The sequence below is a fragment of the Streptomyces sp. NPDC102490 genome, from assembly GCF_044765285.1.
Lineage (GTDB): Bacteria > Actinomycetota > Actinomycetes > Streptomycetales > Streptomycetaceae > Streptomyces.
The window spans coordinates 1-17855 of record NZ_JBIWJU010000017.1 but is presented as its reverse complement, the minus strand read 5'-3'; the positions used below and the strand labels follow the sequence as shown (position 1 = coordinate 17855).

Sequence of the window (17855 nt, the reverse complement as noted above, 5' to 3'; positions counted from 1 at the left end):
CCGTGCGACAGCCAGGATGTGTCCAGGTGCCGCAGCTCAGAGGCGAGTCACTCGACTCGCCTTAGTGCTGCACCGTAAGCGGACCCCCGAGGCGAGTCAAGTGACTCGCCTCGGGACTGCGGCATACTCTCCGCATGGCAGCAGAACTCACCGCGCATCACCGCAGGCTCGCCCAGCAGAAGCGCGAGGCGATCACCTCCGCGGCCACAGAACTGTTCTTGGACCGCGGCTACGACGGCACCTCCCTCGCGCGGATCGCCGAAGCGGCCGGGGTCTCGAAGTCCACCCTGTTCAAGCAGTTCCCCACCAAGGCGGCCCTCTTCGAGGCCATCGTCACCGAGTCCTGGCAGCGCGACGCCGGCGATACCGCTGCGCGGCCGCAGGCGGGAGATCTGCGCTCCGGGCTGACAGCCATCGGCCACCGCTACGCCGATCTGATCGGCCGGCCCCGCATGACAGGCCTGTTCCGGATCGTCATCGCCGAACTGCCTCGTTTCCCCGAGCTGGGACGGATGCAGTTCCAGCTCGGCAAACTGCCCTACTTCGCCTCCGTCCAGCGCTACTTGGAATCCGAGCGTGAGGCGGGCAATGCCGACGTGCCCGACACCGAGAGCGCCGCGAACCAGTTCCTCGGCATGATCGCCAACTACGTCCTGTGGCCCCGCATGCTTCTGACGGGCTGGAACCCCACAGCCTCCGACATCCACCACGCCGTCGAAGAGGCCGTCCAGACCATGCTCGCCAGGTACACCCCCAACCCGCCGGCCTGACCCGAAGGCTGCCGTGACCGTGCGGCTCGCCGCCGGGCGGGACGGCGCAGGGCCTGCGGGTGCGAGGCCGGTCAGTCGAGAGGGCGGGCGCGGCAGGTCCGCAGAATCTCGTCGGACAGGTCGGGCTGGACGTGGCTCACGGCGCGGGCGAGGACCATCGCCCCTACGAGCCGGCTGAACAGCAGCACCGCGCGCTCCCGCGCCTCCTGTGGGGTGATCTCCCCTTCGTGCTCGCGGGCGAACTCCTCGGCGAAGCCGGTGAGGTACCCCTCCACGCCGGCCGCGTAGACGCTCTGGATCGTGTCGCTGTGCCGTCCGGCATCGACGACCAGGGAGGCGGAGGGGCAGCCGCCGTCCGGGGCATCGCGGTGGGCGGCCGAAAGATAGGTGTCCACCACTCGCTTCAGCGGTGGGCCGGTGGGATCGGCGCCTTCCTCGAGAAGCTGCTCCAGGGAGCCCAGAGAGGCTGTGAACGAGGCGCCGCACGCCTCGGCGGCCAGGTCTTCCTTGGACGCGAAGTGGTTGTAGAAGCCGCCGTGGGTCAGGCCCGCTTCCTTCATCAGTTCGGCGATGCCTACGGCGTCGACGCCCTTCGAGCGGAACATGCGCCCGGCCGCCTCGACGATGTTCTGCCGGTTCCTGGCCTTGTCTTCCCTGGTGATCCGCGGCATGGCCGCCCTCCTGAGTCGGCAGTGCTTGACGTTTTTCGATGTTACCCCTCATCATTCTTTTTAATGTTGAGCATCATCAAAGAGTGAGGGGAGGCGCCTGTGCGCACCGTGGAGTACACGCGGCAAGGGGAAGCCACCCAGGTACTGACGCTGAGGGAGGAGGCCCGCCGGCCGGCTCCCGGCAGCGGAGAGGTTCTGGTCCGCATGCTGGTCCGGCCCATCCACCCGGGGGACCTGATCGGTGTGGAGGGTCTGCCGGGGCAGCCCGAACAGCAGACGGGGGCCCGGACTCCCGGAGTGGAGGGGATGGGCGTCGTCGAGAGCGTCGGAGCGGACGTCCGCACACTGCGCCCGGGTCAGCGGGTGGCGGTTTTCCCGGCCCCGGGAACGTGGAGCGACTTCGTCGTGGTCCCAGCCGAGCTGGCGGTGCCGGTGCCGGACGGGGTCGGTGCCGAGACGGCAGCCCTGATGCTGGTCAACCCGCTGACGCTGCACATGCTGTATCGCGCGATGGAGGAGGCCCTGCGCGGGCAGACGGGTCCGGTTGTTCAGACCGCCGCCGGCTCGTCCATCGGCAGGCTGGTCAGCGCAGCCGCGGTCCGGCACGACCTGCGGTTGATCAACCTCGTGCGCAGCACCTCCGGTGCCGAGAAGATGCGGACGTCGTACCCCTCCCAGCCCACGGTCGCGACGTGCGACGACGACTGGCGGGAACAAGTCCGCCGCCATGCCGGCGAGCGGGGCGTCCAGGTGGTCCTCGACTGTGTCGGCGGTTCCATGACCCAGGACCTCGCCGAACTGCTCGCCGACGGCGGCACTCTGATCTCCTACGGGCATCTGGGTTCCGGCACGACGTCGTTGGAGGCGCTGCCTCTCGTGGCGCGGGAGCTGACGGTGCGGGGAGTGTCGATACTGCACTGGTTGAGCCGCACCCCGGGGGAGCGGGCTGAGGATGTCGCCTTCGCCCAGGACCTGGCGCAGAACACGCCGGACCTGCTTGACGTCGCGGCCAGTTACGACCTCGCCGACTTCAAGGCGGCCATCGAGCACGCCCGCCGCCCGGCCAAGAGGGGAACCGTCCTGCTCACCACACCGCGGACGGCCGACTCCGGACACGGGGCCGCCTGATGAAGATCGGCATGCTCGGAGCCGGCGCAGTCGCCCAGGCCATCGCCCGGCACGCGATCCGGCACGGCCACGAGGTCGTGCTCAGCAACAGCCGAGGACCTGCCTCCCTGGCCCCGCTGGTCGAGGACCTCGGCGCGCTCGCGGCAGCCGCGTCTCCTGCGGAGGCCGTCGCCGCGGACCTCGTCGTGCTCGCGGTCCCCTGGCCGCGGATCCCTGACGCCGTCGCCGGGCTCCCCGGCCTGGACAACACCATCGTCATCGACGCCACCAACCAGTTCGCCTCCCTTTCCCCGAAACCGGAGATCGCCGACCTGGGCGACCTCACCGGCAGCGAATACGTGGCCTCCCTGCTTCCCGGCGCACGCGTGGTGAAGGCGTTCAACGCCCTCTACGGGCAGTTCATCGCCGCCGATCCCCGCCACGAGGCGGGGCGCCAGGTGCTGTTCCTCGCCGGCGACGACGCCGCTGCCAAGAACACCGTGAGAGACCTGGCCTCCGAGTTCGGCTTCGCTCCCGTCGACCTCGGAACGCTGCGCGAGGGAGGACGCCTCATCCAGCTCGGCGGTCCCCTGTCCGCCCTTCACGCCCTCAAGCAGGACTGATCCCACCCACCCGCTCGTGCTCCTCGTATGCGCGCGGAACGCCTCCCGTCACGAAAGAGATGTTCATGTCCGACCTGACCCCGGTACCCGGCACCCAGCCCCTCCTGCAGCCTGTTCAACTGGGTGCGCTCAAGCTGCCCAACCGCGTCGTCATGGCTCCCATGACGCGCTCCCGAGCCGACAACGAGGATCTGGCCCCCACCGCCCTGCACGCCACCTACTACACGCAGCGCGCCGGCGCCGGCCTGATCATCAGCGAAGGGACCTGGGTCAGCACGGACGCGATCGGCTTCATCAACGTCCCGGGCATCTACACCGACGCCCAGACCGCCGGCTGGGCCAAGGTCACCGAAGCCGTGCACTCCGCGGGAGGCAGGATCGTCTCGCAACTCGGCCACGCCGGTGCCGCCTCCCACCCGGATCACCACGGCGGCAGGCTCCCCGCCGGGCCTTCGGCGATCAATCCCCACGAGATGTCCTACACCCCCGACGGCCCGAAGGACTCCCTCACCCCACGCGCCCTGAGCGCCGCGGAGATCGCCACCACGATCGGCACCTACCGGCAGGCGGCCGCCAACGCCCTGCGCGCCGGATTCGACGGCCTGGAGATCCACGCCCAGGTGTCCCACCTGGTGGCCCAGTTCCTCAACCCACGGCTCAACCAGCGCACCGACGCCTACGGCGGCACCAGTGAAAAGCGGGCCCAGTTCCTCCTCGACATCCTGGACGCCGTCACCAGCGTGTGGGGCAGCGACCGCATCGGAATCAAACTCTCGCCCTACTGGAATCACGGACCTGCCTTCACCGCGGACGCCGAGACGCTGGACGAGTACGACCAGCTCCTCAAGCGCCTCAACGACGGCAACCTGGCCTACCTCCACCTCCTCGGCCCCGAACCCGGCACAGGAACCGACACCCTCACCGCGTTCACCCGCTACCGCGCCCACTACCGCGGCGCCGTCATCGCCAACCTCGGCTTCACGCAAGCGCGCGGCAACGCGCTGCTCGAACAGCAGCTGGCCGACGCGGTCTCCTTCGGCGCCCCCTTCATCGCCAATCCAGACCTCGTCGATCGATTCACCCACGGCCACCCTCTCGCCGCCGGCAACCCCGACACGCACTTCGCGGGCGGCGCGGAGGGATACACGGACTACCCCCCAGTGATCGGCTCCTACCGGTAGTGCTTCGTCAGGTGGGGGTGGGCGCGCCCACAAGGCGCCGGAGGAGGCAACGCCGGGGCTGTCGGCGCTCTCTTGCCTAGCGGTGCTAGGATCGAGTCATGTCGGTACAGGAACGCAAGCAGCGGGAACGGGCGGAGCGCGAGCGCCTCATCGTGGCGACGGCCCGTGAACTCGCCGAGCAGCAGGGCTGGGACGCGGTCACCACCCGCCGGCTGGCCGAACGCATCGAATACAGCCAGCCCGTCCTCTACAGCCACTTCCGCGGCAAGCGCGAGATCATCGGCGCCGTCGCCCTCCAGGGCGCCGCCGAGCTGGCCGCGGCGGTGCGGGCCGCGACCGCCGCCGTGGACGGCGCGCGTGAGCGGGTGCGCGCCCTCGCCCACGCCTACCTCGACTTCGCCGAGCGCAACCCGGCGGTCTACGACGCCATCTTCCAGCTCGACGGCGGTCTGGCGTACGCGCAGGAGGACACCCCGGAGCCTCTCAAGGACGCCTTCGCCGCACTGCTGGAGTGCCTCGGCGAGGTCACCGGGGACGGCGTCGCCCCGGAGCTGTTCACCGAGGTGTTCTGGGCGTCCCTGCACGGGGTGGCGACCCTGACCCGGTCGGGACGGCTGCCGCGGGAGCACACCGAACAGCGGGTGGGGCTGCTCGTGGACCGGCTCGCCATCGTCTGACCCACCACACCCGGCCGGGCCACCCCGGTGACCTCGCGTCCGACAGCACGGCCCGGCGCTAAAGGACATCCCCGATCTCGTCGGGACGCTGTGGCGGCGGACCAGGCACGGGCCATGGTCGCTTGCGGGTGCGGGCGGAGCTGCCGCTGGTCATGGCGTGCGGATCGGTTCCGCACGGTGGGTTCCGGTGAGCAGAGCCTCGGCGTGCTTGCGGAAAGCGGTGACCAGACGGCCGCGGTCGCCGGAGCGCGTGGCGAGTACGACCTGGCTCGGTTCGACTCCGCGCAACGGGACGGTGGTGAGGCTGGGATGCAGGCCGGTCGCGTGGTCCAGGGGCGGTCCGATGGCCACGGCCTGCCCGGCGGCGATGAGTTCGTGTTTGTCCTCAAGGGCTTCGACCAGGGGGCCGTCGGGCGCGGGCCGCCCGTCGGGCCGGGGGTCGAGCCGCCAGTAGGCGTTCAGCAACGGGTCGGACTGGCGTACGTGGGGGATCGGCTCGTCGGCGATGTCGCCGAGGGTGACCGACTCCTGGCCGGCCAGACGGTGGTCCCGGGGCACGACCAGCACGCGCGGTTCGTCGTACAGGACGGTGACGCGCAGCCGGTCGGTGGGGAACGGCAGCCGCGTCACCACCGCGTCGACGCGGTGCTCCAGCAGCGCGCCGCGCGAGTCGTTCCAGTCCAGCAGGCGGGTGTGCACCTCGGCATCGGGATGGCGGTCCCGCAGGGCCCGCACGGCCGGCGTGATGACCAGCCCCTTGGTGTAGCCGATGGTGATGCTGCTGGGCCGGGCCGCGGCCCGGGTTCGGGCCATCGTCTCGACCGCGGTGCGCAGCAGCTCCTGCGCCTGCGGCAGGAAGACCTCGCCGGCCTCGCTGAGCCGGGTGCCGCGCGTGGTGCGGTCGAGCAGACGGACGCCCACTTGCTGTTCGAGGCGGCGGATCTGCCGGCTCAGCGACGGCTGGGTGGTGTGCAGCGCCTCGGCGGCACGGCCGAAGTGCCGGTACTCGGCGACCACCGTGAAGCACTGCACCAGCCGGAGGTCGAGGTCCACGGGGGCGGGGAAGCGTTCGGACACCACCCCACTCTAGCTGGTCTTATACGCAGCCTGTATTACCTGTGCCGGAACAATCATTGGACTGCGCGCTCGTCGCGGCCGCACCGTGGTGACCATGACATCGGAGAGCGTGACACCGTTTCGTATCGACATTCCGGACAGTGCCCTGGAGGATCTGAGGGACCGGCTGCACCGGGTACGCCTTGCCGGCCGGGAGACAGCGCCGGACAGCGGCCAGGGGGTGCAGCGGGAGCGCCTTGAGGGGCTGCTCAAGTACTGGGCCACCGGGTACGACTGGCGCGATCTGGAGCGGCGGCTCAACGAGCTGGGCCAGTTCCGCACGACCGTCGACGGTCTCGGCCTCCACTTCATGCACGTACGCTCACCCCGCCCCGACGCCACCCCCCTGTTGCTGCTGCACGGATGGCCGGGCTCGTTCCTGGAGTTCCTCAAGACCGTCGGCCCGCTCACCGAGCACGGCTTCCACCTCGTCGTCCCCTCGATGCCCGGCTACGGCTTCTCCGACCAACCCGCCTCGACCGGCTGGGGCCCGGACCGGATCGCCCGCGCGTACGGCGTGCTCATGCGGCGCCTCGGTTACGACTCCTACCTGGCCCAGGGCGGCGACTGGGGCGGTGTCGTCGCGACCCGCATGGGGGCGCAGCGCCTGACGGGCCTGCGTGCGATCCACGTCAACTTCCCCGAGTTCCTCGCCGCACCACCGGTCGGCGACGACCCGGCCCCGCAGGAGAAGGCCGCACTCGAACAGGGCAGCCGCTTCCTCGCCGTCCATTCCGGATACCACGTCGTGCAGCGCACCCGGCCGCAGACCATCGGCTACGCCCTGACCGACTCCCCGGCCGGGCAGGCCGCCTGGATCTACGAGAAGTTCCTCGACTGGGCCCGGCCCGACGCCCTCACCCCCGACGAGATCCTCGACCACATCTCCCTGTACTGGTTCACCGGCACCGCCGCTTCCTCCGCCCGCCTGTACTGGGAGTACGCCCGGCAGCCGCCCGCTCCCACCGAGCTGGACCTTCCCGTCGGGGTCAGCGTCTTCCCGGACGAACTGACGCGTACCCCGCGCATCTGGGCCGAGCGCGCCTATCGCGACCTGCGCTACTTCAACGATGACATCCCCGCGGGCGGCCACTTCGCCGCCCTGGAGCAGCCTGAGCTGTTCGTCGAGGAGATCGTCAAGTTCGCGCGGACGGTGGCCGCGTGATGCCGATCGAGATCAGCGGGGGCACGGACCGCATCGGGCGGGGGGACCGGTTCGTGGCCGTCGGGACCGACAGCGCCGAGGCCGAGCCCGGCGCCCGGTTCCCGCGCCCCAGGCGTACGGACACCGCCGACGGCCCGCCGACTCCGCGCCGACCTCCCTCCCTCGCCGACGCCCGACGCCGCTACGACCGCACCCGGGGGGTGCTTGCCCGATGAAGTGGGTCAGCTACCGCTCCGCCGACGGCTCCACGCGCTGCGGCGTGCTGCGCGACCACACGATCCACGCCGTGGGCACGGACCTGTTGGAGCTGCTGCGCGCCGACGGCGGGCTGGAGGCCGCCGCAACCAGGAAGCCGACCGAGATCGTCGAGTCGGCCACCGTCGACCTGCTGGCACCGATACCGGTACCCCCGGCGGTCCGGGACTTCGCCGCGTTCGAACGCCACGTCGGCAACGCGGGTAAGGCAGCCGGCGGCGACGGCACGGTCAGCCCGGTCTGGTACGAGTATCCGCTCTTCCATTTCTCCAACCCGGCGGCGATCAAGGGACCGCACGACGAGGTCGCCATCGCCCCGGGCGCTCAGTTGTGGGACTACGAGGTCGAGGTCGCTGCGGTGATCGCCGGGGACTGCTCGAACCTCGACGCCGCCACGGCGGAGCAACACATCGCCGGCTACCTGGTCTACTGCGACTGGAGCGCACGCGACATCTCCGCGCGCGAGATGGGGTTCGTGTACGGCCCGTCCAAGAGCAAGGACACCGCGACCAGCCTCGGTCCCTTCCTCGTCACCCCCGACGAACTGGAGCCCTACCGCTCGGGTCGGGGCTATGCGTTGCGGATGGACGGGTACGTCAACGACGAGCATTACGGCGGCGGCAGCTGGGACGAGATCCACTGGTCGTTCGGCGAGATGCTGGCGCACGCGTCGCGCGGCACCTCGCTGCGAGCGGGTGACATCATCGCCAGCGGTCCCGTGGGCACCGGCTGCATCCAGGAGTTGTCCGGCCGCCGTCCCTACCTGGCACCGGGAGACACGGTCCGGATCGACGTGCAGGAACTCGGCGCGATCTCCGCACGGATCACCGCGCCGGAGCCGTCCTGACGTACCGGCCGCACCAAGAACGACCTCAGTCATTCCACTTGCCGGGAGACCACCACGATGCATCTCGCCAGCACCTTCGCTCGCGCCGACGAGGATCTGAACGCCGTCCGCGAGGTCAGCCTCACCCTCAACGCGGCCCACCTGTTCGTCTACTTCATACCCGAGGCACCGCAAGAGGCCGCCAGGCTGGGCGTGACCGAGTACGCACCGGCGTACTTCGCGTTCCGGTCGGCCGCGATGGGCGCAGTGCCCTGGCAGGTCACGCTCGCGGCCTTCTACAACTTCAGCCCGCGGTCGGTGCGGGCCATGGCAGGCGTCTGGGACACCGCGCCGCCGCAGGAGTGGCAGGCCGCTCGCTTCGCAGCCGTCGACCGTGCTTTGCGGCGCGTCGGCGTGCGCCTCACCGCCGATCAGATCGCCGAGGCACGATCGCTCATCGACCCGGTCGTCGCGAGCGCCGACTACGCCGGGAAGACGATGGCCGCCGCCAACGCCTCGGTCCCCCTCCCGGCCGATCCGCTCGTCGCGCTGTGGCAGCAGATCACGGTGCTGCGCGAGTGGCGCGGCGACGCGCATTTCACCGTGCTCGCGGCGGGCGGCGTCGGGCCGTGTGACTGCAACGTGCTGCAAACCGCGACAGGTCACTTCCCGGAAGCCATCGCGCGAGCCACCCGGCTGTGGGACGACGCGGAGGTGGCCGCGGCAACGGCACGCCTCGTCGCACGCGGCTGGCTCAACGCGGATGGCACCGCCACCGAGGCCGGCATCGCGGCGCGCGAGCAGATCGAGGCCGAGACCGACGCGCACTGCGCGGCGCTGTGGACGCCGATCGGCGACGCCGGCGCCCGTCGCCTCACCTCGCTCATCAGGCCGATCCACGACGCGTTCACCGCAGCCGGGACCTACCCCTTCCGCGTGGAGACGGGAGACACGGACCTGTAGCGCGGGGTGGTGCGAGGGCGGTGGTGCAGCCCTATCGTCAGTGCGGGGTGTGACGTGGATGTTTCTCCGCGCCGGGGAGAATGGGGCGGGTGAACCCCCGTGACCTCGAACTCACTCTCGCGGCCGCCCGTGCGGTCGGTCCCTGCCCGCCCGGAGAGGAGGCGGCGTGGACCGAACAGGTCCGGGCCCGGGCCGTTCATCTCTACGCTCTCGCCGACACCGTCGGGCAGGACCTCCAGAGGCTGGACGCCGCGAAGCAGTTCACGGCCACCCTGCTCTGTGTGCGCATCGAGTCCACGAGTACGCGTGGGCTTCTGCTGGTCCGCAACACCTCGGGCGAGCTGGAGCGCCTGCGGACCGACCGCGGGGACAGCGAAGTGGGCCGGGCGATGATCGAACGGGCCAGGGCTCTGGTCGGGCACCGGCTGCGCGTGTACCGCGTCAACGAGCAGATGGCTTCCAACGCCAAGTTGCAGGTGCGGACCGTCGTCCACCTGACCGACTACGGCTCGGACACCGACCCGGTGCACGAGCACAGCGCGAAGGAGAACCTGCTGGCCGCGGCCGAGGGGGACAAGGAGGCGGCGCGCCGGGCCTGGATCGAGGCGGGTCTGCCCGAGACGGGTTCGGTGTCGGTGCGCCAGCTGTCCGAGTCCCTGGGCCGTCTGCCCCTCGGGGATGCGCTGTAGCCGCTGCCCTGATCGCCGGTCAGCCCGAGGCCCCGCAGAACTGTTCGAGCAGCAGGGGCGCGCCCAGGGCGGTGGCCGTCAGCTTTCGGTGCGCCGACTCCAGTGTGCGTACGGCCGCGGGCAGGCCGGCCGGGGGTGCCGGCCGGCCGTCGCGCGGTCGCCCGGGTGCGGTGGTGATCCACACTTCTTCCACCCGCCCGCCCTTCAGGGCCTTCAGGTGCCCGGCGGTGAGTGCCTGGTGGGTGGCCTTCCAGCGGGCGAGCGCGTCGCGGGAGACGGCGTCCAGCGGGTACCAGTCGCCGGCGACCCGGGCGCGCGGCAGTGGGCGTTCCAGCTCCAGGTCGGCCAGGCGCATGGGGTGCAGCGCGGTTGTGCCGTGTCCGGTGCACACCGCGAGCGCGATCAGGGCGACGGAGCGTTCCCAGGTCGCTTCGAGCATTCCGGCCGGGTGGTGGCCGGTCAGCAGCCGCAGGGTGCGGTGTGCCTCGGTCGGGGTGAGCCGGTCGGCGAACTCCGCCGCCGGTGGGCGCAGCGCGAGGGGGCGGCCGCAGTACCGGGAGAAGGTGTTGACCGAGCTGGTGCGGGCGGCCATGGAATTGGTCGCGGCAGGGGCGGTGGGTCCGTGCAGGCCCGGGCGGCGCCGGGTGAGGCCGCGCTGGGCGGCGGCCAGCCACGCCAGGGCGTTCTCCTCGTCCAGGAGGCCCCCGGTGGTGACCTGGCCGGTGCCGCACTGCTGCTGTTCGGCGAGCCATGCGACGTACTCGTCCAGGTACGTCCTGCGCAGGCGCCGAGTGGATTCCGCGCGCAGCGAGGCCACGAACCGTTCCACTGCGGCGGTGCCGCGGGCCGGGATGCTCATGCGGCTCTCAGCTCCGTCGCGCCGGCGGCGACAAGGACGAGGACGAGGGTCAGTCTTGGCAACGTGTCTCCCTTGGCCGTGTCCGCGTGCTCATGCATTACATAACAGCAAGAAGCTGAGGATCGCCAGGTCCCGTTCGTCAGCCAGCCCGTCGTTTCGGCTCGTGTCGAACCGGGTCGTACGGGTTGGTCCGGTACGGACAATGCGGGTCTCCGGTCTCCCGGACACGCGTGTCCTCACCTTGGCCGACCCGGTCACCAGGGCATTCGGCTGTTTGCTGTTATGTAGATATGGGTTCAGTGATGGCCGGCCTCAAGGGGTGCTTCCCGGCAATGTAGGGGGCTGCCACCCACCCCAGAGTCCGTCCGGGGACGTGGATCGGAGGTGCCGAACGGTTAACTTGAGGGATATTCGATCGACCTGCCCGCCCGAGTCGGCACGGAGGTGTCTGTGTGTGTTCGACCGGCGCCGGAGTTGAGTTTCACCGTCGACGCCGACGGGCAGATGGAGATCCTGGCCACCACGGCCGACGGGATCGCACGGTTTTCGAGCGGCCCGGTGGGCACCGCCATGTGGATCGCCCTGCGCCAGCACGACGGTGACATGGCAGCCGCGGCCCACGGCCTGGCCCAGGTGTGGGGGCTCGAGCCGGTCAACGTCCGGGCGGACCTCGAGGTCTGGGTGAACGAGATGCGCGACGCGGGCCTGGTCTACGACGCACCCTGCGTGACACACCCCTGAGTCACCCTTGGCCCACAGCTCTGCCTTCGCTCGACCACCCCTGTAGGCGCCCCCTGCACCGTAGGACGAGGTTTAGGGGTGGGTCACTACGACGGGGGTCGGCATGACGTTTGTGGGCAGAACTGCGGTGGTCAGCGCCGTGGACAGAGCACTGGCCGAATGCACGGCGGGCCGTGCCCAGATCCTGCTGGCGGAAGGCGCCGCGGGATGCGGCAAGAGCGCACTGATCGACACCGTCGCCGAACGCGCCGCCGCGGCGGGCTCCGTCGTCCTGAACGCCGTCGCCTGCGCCGCGGAACGCGACGACCCGCTCGGAGTACTGCGTCAGCTCGCCGACTGCGAACCGTCACTCGTCATGCCGGACAACCCGCCGGCCGAACCGGACGGCACCGTCGTGCACACCCGGGTCGGGGCCATGCAGGCGTTCTGCGCGCAACTGCGCGAACTGAGCCGCGACCGGCCGGTCGTCGTGTGCGTCGACGACGTGCAGTACGCCGACGACGCCTCGCTGCGCTACCTCCAGTACCTCGCCCGGCACGCACGGTCGGCGGCGGTCCTCGTGGTGGTCACCGAGACACTCCCCGTCGAAGGGCACGACGCGGACTTCACCACCGAGCTGATGCGCCAGCCGCACTTCCGGCGCCTCAGACTGGAACGGCTGTCACCCACCGAGGTCGCGGATGCCGCCGCCCGGTTCCGGGGCGACCCACGCGCGGACACCCCCCGAGGCGACGAGGAACGCGCCGCCGAACTGCACCGGGTCACCGGCGGCAACCCACTCCTGCTGCGGGCCCTGCTCGAAGAGCCGCAGGGACAGGCCGGGCCGGCGCACGGCGGGCCCTTCGCCCGCGCCGTGTCGACCTGCCTGCACCGCTCCGGACCCGCGGTCACCGCGGTGGCCCGGGCGGTGGCGGTACTGGGCGAACCGGCGTCCGCGTCCCGCATCGCCCAGGTGCTGGAATGCGGCCAGTCCACCGTGGACCGCGCGCTGAACGCCCTCGACGCCTGCGGCGTACTGGACGGAGTGACGTTCCGCCACCCGGCGGGACGGGCGGCCGTACTCGAGGCGACCGGCCCGGACGGGCGGGCCGAACTGCATCGCAGCGCGGCCCGGGTACTGCGCAGGGCGTGGAGCCCCGCGACCGCCGTGGCCGGGCACCTGCTGGCCGCCGCCGACGACGACACGCAGCCGGGAACCCGCGGCGCCGCGAGCGAGGACATCGATGTCCTGCGCGACGCCGCCGAGGACCTGCTCGCGGCGAACGACGCCCATCAGGCGATGCGGCTGCTCGAACTCGCCGACGACAGCTGCGACGACGAACGGCTGCGGCAGGCGGTGCGCATCCGGTCGGCGCAGGTCGCCTGGCGGTTCGATCCGGCCGCGGCCGAACGGCAGGCCGGTACCTTGCTGGACGCCGCGCGTGCGGGTCGCCTGGACGAATCCTGGACCCAGGCGGTGTCGGAACTGCTGGTGATGCAGGGCCGGGTGGCGGACGCGGAGGGGCTGCGGCCCGGCCCGCAGACCGCGGACGGCGACACGTCCGTCGTGGACGCGGTCGTCGACCGCGGCGCGGAGGCCGCCGAGCGGCTGCTGGAGTCCGCGCGGCTGACCGATGCCGGCCTGGCGCGGACGGCGCAGGCCGTGCGCTCGCTGATCTGCTCGGAGCATCCCGAGCGGGCGGTGACGTGGAGCGGGAAGATCCTCCAGGAGGCCCACCTGTGCCAAGCCCCCGGCTGGGCCGCGGTGTTCTCCTCCCTCCAGGCGGAGGCACTGCTGCGTACGGGCGACGTCCGCGGCGCCCACGCCCGGGCCACGGCGGCTCTGGAAGAGCTGCCCGACGGATACGGCGGCACCTTCGCCCATGCCCCGGCGGCGGTTCTGATCCGGGCCTGCGTCGCCATGGGACGGGAGGGCGACGCGGCGGCGTACGCGGAGCGGCAGGTGCCGCCGAGGCTGATGTCCTCCCTGCACGGACTGGACTACCTGCGGGCCCGCGGCATGTACCAGCTGGCCGCCGGCCGACCGCAGGCGGCACTGGTGGACTTCTGCGAGGTCGGCCGGCTGATGGAGCGCTGGAACGTGGACCGGCCGGCCTACCTGCCCTGGCGCACGGACGCGGCGGAGGCGCTGCTGCGCCTGGGCAAGGCACGACAGGCGGAGAAGCTGGCCCTCCAGCAGCTGGCGCACCCCGACGCGCGTATGCCGTGGGTACGCGGTGTCTCGCTGCGGTTGAGGGCGCTGGCGGGCGGGGCACAGCAGCGGGTGGCGGTGCTCGGCCAGGCCGTCGCCGAGTTGCAGCGCTCCGGGGACCGGCTGGAGGCGGCGCGGGCCATGGCGGACCTGGGCCGTGCGCTCCAGGCGGACGGGTCCACGGCCAGGAGGGCGTCGATGCTGCGCGCGGCCTGGAACCAGGCGCAGGAGTGCGGAGCGGCAGGCGTGTGCAAGGAGATACTGCCGGACGCCCTGCCCCAGGACCGCGACTGCGACCGGGACCAGGACCGCGACCGGGACCAGGACCGGGCGCGGAGCGCGTCCGAGCTCGCGGGGACGCCCACGGAGGCCCGGTTGAGCGCCTCCGAGCAGCGGGTGGCGTCGCTGGCGGCTCAGGGCCTGACGAACCGGGAGATCTCGGCGAAGCTCTACCTGACGGTCAGTACGGTCGAGCAGCATCTGACGAAGGTGTACCGCAAGTTGCAGATCAGCTGCCGCGGTGACCTGCCGATGGACCTGGAACTGGGGAGCACGGGCAGCGTGCGGCACTGACGGACGAACGGCCAAGAGCCCGGCGAAGGGGTACGCCCCCTTTCGCCGGGCTCTTGGCCGTCGTGCTCCGGCCCGCCGCGGACGGCGGGCCGGGTGCTCAGTTCCCGAGGGCCGCGCGTACGAGGTCCTCGACGTCCATGTCCCGGATGGCCGTGCTCCGGTCCTGCTCCGGCTCGGTCTGCGCGTCCGGGGCCGGGGCCGGGTCCGGGTCCGTGGGCGTGGATGTCGTCGTGGTCACTGTGGTGGCGGTCTCGGTGGCGTCCTGCGGTCCGGCCAGGGCCAGCAGCGCGTCGAGAAGACCCGCCTCGCGGATCCTGGCCGTGGGCAGCGAGTGCAGCAGAGCCCGCACGGTGTCCTCGTCCGGATCGGCGGCCGCCGGTTCGCCGGCCGGTTCGAGGGCGAGCTCCTCCAGGAGGAACTCGGCCAGCGCCCCGGCGTTCGGATAGTCGAACATGAGGGTCGCGGGGAGCCTGACGTCGACCGCCTTCTGGAGGCGGTTGCGCAGTTCGATCGCGCCCAGCGAGTCCAGGCCCAGCTCCGTGAACCCGCGGTCCGCGGGCACGGCCGCCACGTCGCTCACTCCGAGGACCGCCGCCGCGTGACCCCGCACCAGCTGGAGCAGGTACCGCTCCCGCTCCGGTCCGGACAGCGCCGCGAGCCGGTTCTCGACCTCGTTGCCCTCGTGCTGCGCCGTGGAAGCGGCGGTGGAGGCGGAGGCGGCGGTGGCAGCGGCCGGCTGCCGCGTACGACGCCCTGCCAGACCCCGCAGCAGGGCGGGCACCTCGTCGGTGCGGGCACGGAGCACGGCCCGGTCGAGCCGGACCGGCACGAGTACCGACTCGGACATCGGCACAGCCTCGTCGAAGAGGGCGAGTCCTTCGGTGAAGGACAGCTCGTGGACACCCGAGCGGCTCATGCGCCGCAGGTCGGCCTCGCTGAGGTCGAGGCCGTCGCCGGCCGTACCGGTCCACAGCCCCCAGGCCAGCGAGGTGGCGGGCAGGCCCGCCGCGCGGCGGTGGTGGGCCAGGGCGTCGAGGAACACGTTGGCCGCCGCGTACGTGGCCTGGCCCGCGGCCAGCACGTGGCCGCCCACCGACGAGTACAGGACGAAGGCCCGCAGATCGAGGTCGCGGGTGAGTTCGTGCAGGTGCCACGCCGCGTCCGCCTTGGGCCGCAGCACCCTGTCGACCTGTTCCCCGGTGACCGATCCGACCAGGGCGTTGTCGAGAAGGCCCGCGGCGTGCACCACACCGGTGAGGGGATGCTCGGCGGGGATCGCCGCGAGCAGGTCCGCCAGAGCCGCCCGGCTGGAGACGTCGACCGCGGCGATGCGCACCTCGGCACCCGCCTCGGCCAGTTCGGCCTGGAGTTCCCGGGCGCCCGGGGCGTCGGCGCCGCGCCGGCTGGTCAGCAGCAGGTGCCGCACCCCGCACGCGGTGACGAGGTGCCGGGCGAGGACGGAGCCCAGCAGGCCGGTCCCGCCGGTGACCAGGACGGTTCCCTCGCCGTCCCACGGGGCCGGTTCGGTCCGCCCGGCGGCACTCCTCACCTCGACGTAGCGCGGTACGAACGCCTTGCCCCGGCGCAGCGCCAGTTCGGGTTCGGCCGCGGCGACGGCGCCGGGCAGAGCGCGCAGGGACTCCTCGTCCGCGTCGATGTCGACGACGGTGAAACGGCCGGGGTTCTCGGCCTGGGCAGCACGCACGACCCCCCACAAGGGGGCCTGAACGCAGTCGACGGCGTCGGTCGCCGGGTCCACCACGACGGCGGCGTCGGTGACGAGTACCAGACGGGTGTCGGCGAACCGGTCGTCGGAGCGCCACCGGGCGAGCGTCGTGAGCAGGGCGGTGACGGTCTGCCGTACCCGGTCGGGGAGTTCGGCTGCCCCCTCGCCGGCGAGCAGGCCGTCGGCTCGGAGCAGGACGGTCGACGGCAGCATGTCCAGGGCGGCGAGTTCGTCCAGCTGGGCGAGTTCCTCGACGGCCGGGTGGCCGGGCACGACACAGCCGACGGTGACGCACGGGTCGTCCGTCTCGGGCACGAGGACCGGCTCCCACTCGATCCGGAAGACGGCACCGTCGGCGGCGGGGGCGGCGGCCGACATCTCACGCTGTACCAGCCGTTCGACGGTCGCCACGGGAGCGCCGGTCGGGTCCGTGATGCTCAGGGACAGCGCGTCGGGAGCCGGGCTGGTGAGCCGGACGCGCAGCATGGTGGCGCCGGTGGCGTGGAGGGAAACCCCGCTCCAGGCGAACGGGAGGGTGGTACGCCGGTCCTCCGCGCCCCCGCGGAGGATCTGGTCTCCGTGCAGGGCGGCGTCGAGCAGTGCCGGATGGATCCCGAAGAGGGCCGCGTCGCCCTGTGCCTCCTCGGGCAGCCCGATCTCGGCGAAGAGTTCGTCTCCGCGCCGCCAGGCGGCCTTGAGGCCCTGGAAGACCGGCCCGTAGTGCAGTCCGGCCGCGGCCAGCTCCTGGTAGAGGCCGGTCACGTCGGCCGGCTCCGCGCCCGCGGGGGGCCACGCCTCCATTTCGATGGACCCGGGCGCGGTCCGCGGGGCGAGCACGCCCCGGGCGTGGCGTGTCCACGGCCGCGCGGTCGTGTCCTCGGTACGGGCGTCCCGGAGGTCGGTGTCCTCGGTGCGCGAGTACAGCGAAACGGTGCGGCGTCCGTCGGCCTCGGCCTCGCCGACGACCACCTGGACGGCGGTGCCGCCCGACTCCGGCAGGGCCAGCGGGGCTTCCTGGGTGAGTTCCTCCAGGAGGGAGCAGCCCAGCTCCCGGCCGGCGCGCAGGACCATCTCGACGTAGGCCGTACCGGGCAGCAGCGCGGTGCCGAGCACCGTGTGGTCCGCGAGCCAGGGATGGGTGTCGAGGGCCAGGCGCCCCGTCAGGACGAGGCCGCCGTCCTCCGGCGAGGGGACGACCGCGCTGAGCAGGGGGTGACCCGCGGTGAGCTGGCCCAGGCCGGTCGCGTCCCCGAGGACTGCGGGCGAGTCGAGCCAGTACCGCTTGCGCTGGAAGGAGTAGGTGGGCAGGTCGACGCGGCGGGCACCGGTGCCCTCGAAGAAGGCCGTCCAGTCGACGGAGACGCCGGTGGTGTGCAGCCGGCCGAGGGCGGACAGCAGGGTCTCGGCTTCGTCGCGGTCCCGACGGGTCGCCGCGACCGCCATCACTCCCCCGTCAGCATCAGCGACGGACTGCTGGACCATCGCGGACAGCACACCGTCCGGACCCAGCTCCAGGAACCGGGATGCCCCGGCAGCCTCCAGTGTGCGCACCGCGTCGGCGAAGCGGACCGCCTCGCGGACCTGGCCGACCCAGTACTGGGCACTGTCCCAGCCGACAGCCGGCTCGCCCGTGACCGTGGACACCACCGGGATGACGGGCTCGCTGAACGACAGGCTCTCCGCGACGGCCCGGAAGTCGTCCAGCATCGGTTCCATCAGCGG

The 17855-nt window shown here is 71.9% G+C and carries 16 protein-coding genes and 1 pseudogene; 13 read left to right on the top strand and 4 right to left on the bottom strand.

What is annotated here, in order from left to right; genetic code table 11:
• Window positions 1-134 precede the first annotated feature (134 nt).
• On the top strand, window positions 135-770 hold the full coding sequence (locus ACIRGB_RS32820; RefSeq protein ID WP_403872598.1) for a TetR/AcrR family transcriptional regulator: 636 nt from the start codon (window positions 135-137) through the stop codon (window positions 768-770).
• Window positions 771-841: 71 nt separating this feature from the next.
• Here ACIRGB_RS32820 and ACIRGB_RS32815 read toward each other — a convergent pair whose 3' ends face one another.
• Window positions 842-1441: a TetR/AcrR family transcriptional regulator gene (locus ACIRGB_RS32815; RefSeq protein WP_403872597.1), complete on the bottom strand. Its 600-nt coding sequence runs from the start codon at window positions 1439-1441 to the stop codon at window positions 842-844.
• Between the two features lie 99 nt (window positions 1442-1540).
• On the opposite strand from ACIRGB_RS32815, the gene ACIRGB_RS32810 reads away from it, so the two are divergent.
• The 4 genes from ACIRGB_RS32810 (at window position 1541) to ACIRGB_RS32795 (ending at window position 5029) form a co-directional block, all read left to right on the top strand.
• Complete coding sequence (locus tag ACIRGB_RS32810; RefSeq protein WP_403872595.1) at window positions 1541-2569, top strand: zinc-binding dehydrogenase; 1029 nt, start codon at window positions 1541-1543, stop codon at window positions 2567-2569.
• A complete protein-coding gene (locus ACIRGB_RS32805) occupies window positions 2569-3171 on the top strand; it encodes an NADPH-dependent F420 reductase (RefSeq protein WP_403872593.1) in 603 nt (200 codons plus the stop codon). The genes ACIRGB_RS32810 and ACIRGB_RS32805 overlap by 1 nt, the downstream gene beginning before the upstream one ends.
• Before the next feature lie 65 nt (window positions 3172-3236).
• A complete protein-coding gene (locus tag ACIRGB_RS32800; RefSeq protein WP_403872591.1) occupies window positions 3237-4352 on the top strand; it encodes an alkene reductase in 1116 nt (371 codons plus the stop codon).
• A 98-nt stretch (window positions 4353-4450) separates the two neighbouring features.
• Window positions 4451-5029: a TetR/AcrR family transcriptional regulator gene (locus ACIRGB_RS32795; RefSeq protein WP_403872589.1), complete on the top strand. Its 579-nt coding sequence runs from the start codon at window positions 4451-4453 to the stop codon at window positions 5027-5029.
• 150 nt (window positions 5030-5179) lie between these two features.
• Here the strand turns inward: ACIRGB_RS32795 and ACIRGB_RS32790 are convergent, their stop codons facing one another.
• Window positions 5180-6106, bottom strand: coding sequence for a LysR family transcriptional regulator (locus ACIRGB_RS32790; protein WP_403872587.1), 927 nt, complete (start codon window positions 6104-6106; stop codon window positions 5180-5182).
• A gap of 94 nt (window positions 6107-6200) precedes the next feature.
• Here ACIRGB_RS32790 and ACIRGB_RS32785 point away from each other — a divergent pair, with 94 nt between their 5' ends.
• The 5 genes from ACIRGB_RS32785 (at window position 6201) to ACIRGB_RS32765 (ending at window position 10043) form a co-directional block, all read left to right on the top strand.
• Complete coding sequence (locus ACIRGB_RS32785) at window positions 6201-7310, top strand: epoxide hydrolase family protein (RefSeq protein ID WP_403872585.1); 1110 nt, start codon at window positions 6201-6203, stop codon at window positions 7308-7310.
• Complete coding sequence (locus ACIRGB_RS32780; RefSeq protein ID WP_403872583.1) at window positions 7310-7525, top strand: hypothetical protein; 216 nt, start codon at window positions 7310-7312, stop codon at window positions 7523-7525. The genes ACIRGB_RS32785 and ACIRGB_RS32780 overlap by 1 nt, the downstream gene beginning before the upstream one ends.
• On the top strand, window positions 7522-8412 hold the full coding sequence (locus tag ACIRGB_RS32775; protein WP_403872581.1) for a fumarylacetoacetate hydrolase family protein: 891 nt from the start codon (window positions 7522-7524) through the stop codon (window positions 8410-8412). Before ACIRGB_RS32780 ends, ACIRGB_RS32775 begins: the two co-directional genes overlap by 4 nt.
• A gap of 57 nt (window positions 8413-8469) precedes the next feature.
• Window positions 8470-9354 carry a hypothetical protein gene (locus tag ACIRGB_RS32770; RefSeq protein ID WP_403872579.1) on the top strand — a complete coding sequence of 295 codons (885 nt, stop codon included), beginning with the start codon at window positions 8470-8472 and terminating at the stop codon, window positions 9352-9354.
• An 89-nt stretch (window positions 9355-9443) separates the two neighbouring features.
• Window positions 9444-10043, top strand: a complete 600-nt coding sequence (locus ACIRGB_RS32765) for a hypothetical protein (RefSeq protein ID WP_403872577.1) — start codon at window positions 9444-9446, stop codon at window positions 10041-10043.
• Window positions 10044-10062: 19 nt separating this feature from the next.
• On the opposite strand, the gene ACIRGB_RS32760 is transcribed toward ACIRGB_RS32765, so the two are convergent.
• Complete coding sequence (locus ACIRGB_RS32760) at window positions 10063-10902, bottom strand: hypothetical protein (RefSeq protein WP_403872575.1); 840 nt, start codon at window positions 10900-10902, stop codon at window positions 10063-10065.
• 450 nt (window positions 10903-11352) lie between these two features.
• On the opposite strand from ACIRGB_RS32760, the gene ACIRGB_RS32755 reads away from it, so the two are divergent.
• The 3 genes and pseudogenes from ACIRGB_RS32755 to ACIRGB_RS32745 all read left to right on the top strand — a co-directional run bounded on the left by ACIRGB_RS32755 (window position 11353) and on the right by ACIRGB_RS32745 (window position 14407).
• Window positions 11353-11643 (top strand): PqqD family protein, encoded by a 291-nt coding sequence (locus ACIRGB_RS32755; protein ID WP_403872573.1) that lies wholly within the window; start codon window positions 11353-11355, stop codon window positions 11641-11643.
• 88 nt (window positions 11644-11731) lie between these two features.
• Window positions 11732-12196 (top strand): annotated as a pseudogene (locus ACIRGB_RS32750) (ATP-binding protein); the annotation flags it as partial.
• 66 nt (window positions 12197-12262) lie between these two features.
• Entirely contained in the window at window positions 12263-14407 is a 2145-nt protein-coding gene (locus tag ACIRGB_RS32745; RefSeq protein ID WP_403872718.1) for a LuxR C-terminal-related transcriptional regulator, read from the top strand.
• A gap of 97 nt (window positions 14408-14504) precedes the next feature.
• Here ACIRGB_RS32745 and ACIRGB_RS32740 read toward each other — a convergent pair.
• Window positions 14505-17855, bottom strand: a 3351-nt coding sequence (locus ACIRGB_RS32740; protein ID WP_403872571.1) for an SDR family NAD(P)-dependent oxidoreductase, incomplete at its 5' end; no start/stop codon positions are given.

Coding starts and splice junctions, on each gene's coding strand:
- ACIRGB_RS32820 (WP_403872598.1), top strand. CDS start 135: ATGGCAGCAGAACTCACCGCGCATCACCGCAGGCTCGCCCAGCAGAAG.
- ACIRGB_RS32815 (WP_403872597.1), bottom strand. CDS start 1,441: ATGCCGCGGATCACCAGGGAAGACAAGGCCAGGAACCGGCAGAACATC.
- ACIRGB_RS32805 (WP_403872593.1), top strand. CDS start 2,569: ATGAAGATCGGCATGCTCGGAGCCGGCGCAGTCGCCCAGGCCATCGCC.
- ACIRGB_RS32800 (WP_403872591.1), top strand. CDS start 3,237: ATGTCCGACCTGACCCCGGTACCCGGCACCCAGCCCCTCCTGCAGCCT.
- ACIRGB_RS32795 (WP_403872589.1), top strand. CDS start 4,451: ATGTCGGTACAGGAACGCAAGCAGCGGGAACGGGCGGAGCGCGAGCGC.
- ACIRGB_RS32785 (WP_403872585.1), top strand. CDS start 6,201: ATGACATCGGAGAGCGTGACACCGTTTCGTATCGACATTCCGGACAGT.
- ACIRGB_RS32780 (WP_403872583.1), top strand. CDS start 7,310: ATGCCGATCGAGATCAGCGGGGGCACGGACCGCATCGGGCGGGGGGAC.
- ACIRGB_RS32775 (WP_403872581.1), top strand. CDS start 7,522: ATGAAGTGGGTCAGCTACCGCTCCGCCGACGGCTCCACGCGCTGCGGC.
- ACIRGB_RS32770 (WP_403872579.1), top strand. CDS start 8,470: ATGCATCTCGCCAGCACCTTCGCTCGCGCCGACGAGGATCTGAACGCC.
- ACIRGB_RS32760 (WP_403872575.1), bottom strand. CDS start 10,902: ATGAGCATCCCGGCCCGCGGCACCGCCGCAGTGGAACGGTTCGTGGCC.
- ACIRGB_RS32745 (WP_403872718.1), top strand. CDS start 12,263: ATGCGCCAGCCGCACTTCCGGCGCCTCAGACTGGAACGGCTGTCACCC.